The organism is Sphingomonas sp. LH128 (genome assembly GCF_000293195.2).
In the GTDB taxonomy this organism is placed as follows: domain Bacteria; phylum Pseudomonadota; class Alphaproteobacteria; order Sphingomonadales; family Sphingomonadaceae; genus Novosphingobium; species Novosphingobium resinovorum_A.
Genome location: NZ_ALVC01000342.1, coordinates 1 through 3,433 on the forward strand (window position 1 = coordinate 1; position 3,433 = coordinate 3,433).

Annotated in this window: 4 protein-coding genes; 3 read left to right on the forward strand and 1 reads right to left on the reverse strand. The window is 64.0% G+C overall.

The window, feature by feature from the left end; translation table 11 throughout:
* The coding region (locus LH128_RS24160; RefSeq protein WP_008832316.1) for a copper resistance protein B at positions 1-288 on the forward strand (288 nt) is incomplete at its 5' end.
* Between the two features lie 133 nt (positions 289-421).
* On the opposite strand, the gene LH128_RS24165 is transcribed toward LH128_RS24160, so the two are convergent.
* Complete coding sequence (locus LH128_RS24165) at positions 422-973, reverse strand: hypothetical protein (protein WP_008832317.1); 552 nt, start codon at positions 971-973, stop codon at positions 422-424.
* A gap of 559 nt (positions 974-1,532) precedes the next feature.
* Here LH128_RS24165 and LH128_RS24170 point away from each other — a divergent pair.
* Both LH128_RS24170 and LH128_RS24175 read left to right on the forward strand, forming a co-directional pair.
* The gene (locus tag LH128_RS24170; protein ID WP_008832318.1) at positions 1,533-2,708 is read left to right on the forward strand and encodes a trans-sulfuration enzyme family protein; all 1,176 of its coding nucleotides are present in this window, start codon (positions 1,533-1,535) and stop codon (positions 2,706-2,708) included.
* On the forward strand, positions 2,705-3,433 hold a 729-nt coding region (locus LH128_RS24175), incomplete at its 3' end, for a transporter substrate-binding domain-containing protein (protein ID WP_008832319.1). The genes LH128_RS24170 and LH128_RS24175, both read left to right, overlap by 4 nt.

The window sequence follows — 3,433 nt, forward strand, 5'->3', positions numbered from 1 at the left end:
GCGCGCGGCAAGGCGGGCTATCAGCAGCGCATCACCCAGTCGCTGGTGGTGGAGCCCGAAGCCGAAGTCGATTTCGCGTTTCAGGATGTACCCGCACTGGCGGTCGGATCGGGGTTCGAGCGCCTCGAACTCGGCGCGCGGCTGAGGTATGAACGCAATCGCTCCCTCGCACCTTATGTCGGTGTACACTGGGAGCGCAAGCTGGCCGGAACCGCACGACTGGCCCGCACCGCCGGCGAGGATGTGTCCGGCCTCTCCGCCGTCTTCGGCTTCAGGGCGATGTTCTAGGGCGCGATGACTTTACCTTGAATGACCAACGGTCATTCAAGGTAAAGTCATCGCTCTTTAACGAAACGCAAGTGCCGACAAAAAGCCCAGCCCGGGATCGTCCGGGCTGGGCGTCAGGTGAGGGTTGTTCGCCTCAGTGCTTATGAGGAGCGGCCGGGAAAACGAGCGCCTGCATGTTCGGGTAGAACGCATGCAACACTTCGCTGTCGCCTTCGATGCGCTGGACGACCAGCGAGATTTCATGATGCCCTGCCGGAAGCGGCAGTACGAATGAACCGTCGGCGGACTGCCGATCGACTTGGTACTTGTCGCCGATCATGGTTTTGGCTGTGCCCAGGTTGACACGCTTGATGACGATCGGATCCTGCCCGTCGAACTGGATCGATACGCGGACCGAGCAAGGGCAGCCTTCGGGGGTCACGGTCGCAAGGCCGCTGGTGAACTGAACGAGCACGTTGGACGCCGTCTTGAGATCGACGGCGACTTTGCCCAGGGTGACGGGGTCGCCCTTGTTGATGAGCACATGCTTGCGGTTGGGCGTGTTGTAGAAAGCGATCTGCGGGGTCGAGATCGCATAGGAATCGGGCAGTTCGGCATCGGCATGGCCCGGATGCGCCGACGCGGTTGCTGAAATGGTCAGGGACGCGGCGGCGAAGGCGAACAGGCCGGCTTTAAGCGAATTCATGGATGCTGCTCCGATGCTTGTATTCGTGCAGGGATGTTACGGTCGGTCGCGCGGCGCACAATTCATTAGCGCTTCTCGATCCATGCGCAGGTGTTATGCATGCGCGGACAGGACCTCTTCGCGCATGCGGCGCCTGTCTTCCCAATGAGAGACGACGCAAGTGGCGATGGTGTAGCCCAGGACATTGGTGGCCGGGCGCCCATGTCCATGAAATGATCGATCGCCAGCGAGAGCAGGCTTGTCACGCTGAACCATGCCAGCGCGCGGCCACCGATCCTTCCAAGCGCAGCGCCATTCCCCATGTGGGCAGATCCGGCCACTCGCTTTGCCCGCGCAACGAGCCGGCCACGCGGTTCAATACAATCGATGGTCGGGAACGGCGCCATGTCTGGATGTTATGCGGCCCGGCGTCGGGGGCTTTTCTCGATGAGGCGGCCACGCGCACCTTCCCTCATGGAAAGGAGCTAGCCCATAACGAAGGTTTATGGACCGCGAACAAGTCGCCAATTGAGGTCGCTGTCCTGACCCTGCATGGTGGCTTTCACGCAAGAGGACACCGATGAAGGATCTGACGCAACTCGTTCATCGCCCGCAGGTGGACCGGGCAGGCTTTTCCAGCCTTGCGGTGCCAACCCATCGTGCATCGACCATCGTGTTTCCGAACGCCGACGCCTATGCACAGCGCCGTCTGCGCGAGCCTGACGGCTACGCGTACGGCCTTGACGGGACGCCGACCACGCGCGTGCTGGAAGCGCAGATCGCTGCGCTTGAGCAGGGCGCGCGCTCGATCCTGTTGCCATCGGGGCAGGCGGCCATCGCGCTGCTGTTCCTGAGCGTGCTCAAGCCTGGCGACACCGTGCTGATCCCGGACACTGTCTACCCGCCGGTACGCGCCTTGTGCGCCGATGTGTTGGCGGCGCAGGGCATAAGGCACCGGATCTATCCTCCGCTCGCGGGCAGCGGGATAGAAGACTTCATCGACGACAGCGTTCGCTTGATCTGGACCGAGTCCCCCGGCTCCGCGACCATGGAAGTGGAGGACTTGCCCACTATAGTTTCCGTCGCGCAGCGGCGGGGCATACTGACAGGCTGCGATAATACCTGGGCGACCCCGCTGCTGTTCAAGCCGCTTGCGGCCGGGATGGATTTCTCGGTCGAAGCTCTGACGAAGTACGCGGCCGGCCATTCCGATGTCCTGCTCGGGAGCGTGACGGTGCGCGACCGGGACTGGCACGTCCGTCTGCGGGCGATGGCCAAGGTCTTGGGGATCGGAGTATCGCCCGATGATTGTGCTCTCGTATTGCGCGGTATCGAGACGCTGGGCGTGCGCATGGCCCATATAGGCAAGGTTTCGACCGGCATTGCCGGGGCATTGTGCTCTCATCCCGCCGTATCGAGAGTGCTGCATCCGGCGCTTCCCGATTGTCCTGGCCACGCTTTCTGGAAGCGCGACATGACGGGCGCCAGCGGTGTATTCAGCCTTCTCCTGCAGCCGGAACTGGACGCCCTGCTGGACGACGCGCTGGCCGCGATGCGGATATTCGTGATCGGTGCATCCTGGGGGGGGACGCGCAGTCTCGTTGCGCCGATGACGGTGCGCGGACGGCTCGGCGGCAATCCCGAAGGGCGCCTGCTGCGCATCAGCATCGGCCTGGAGGATCCGGACGATCTTCTCGCCGATCTCCTTGGCCTGCTCGACCGTCTGGGGGCAGCTAGCACCACGGCAGCGCCATGACCGTTGCCCGCGCATTCCTCTCCCTTGCGTGCCTGGTGGCCGGCAGTGTGCTGCTGGGGGCCTGCTCCGAAGGCCCGGCAACACCGGCTGCGGGTGGCCCCACGCTCGCCGAGGTGCGCGCGCGCGGATATGTTCGGTGCGGCGCGGGCAAGGACACCACCGGCTTCAGCGCTCCCGATTCGCACGGCCGCTGGCGGGGGCTGGATGTCGATACCTGCCGGGCGATCGCAGTGGCTGCGCTCGGCAGCCGGGACAAGGCGCGTTTCGTGCCGCTGACCGGCCAGCAACGGATCACCGCGCTGCTTACCGGCGAGATCGACGTGCTTCCCCGCACTACCACATGGACCCTGCAGCGCGACGCGGGCGGCATCAATTTCACGATACCCAATTATTACGACTACACCGCGTTCATGATTGGTGCCGACAGTGGCGCCAGGACGCTGCGCGACCTCGATGGTGCCACAGTATGCGTGCAGACCGGGTCGCTGACCGAGATCGTCTTCGCAGATGTCGCGCGGCGTACTCATGTCACGATGCATCCGGTGATCTTCGACAATGTGCAGAGCACGCGGCAGGCGTTCCTGGCAGGCCGCTGCGATGCGCTGGCGACCGACCAGTCTGCGCTGATCGCGCTGAGGGCGATGAAGCCAAAGCATCGTTTCGCCATCATTCCCGCCAGCGACGACATCGCTCCGCTGACCCCGGCCGTGCGGCATGGCGACGAC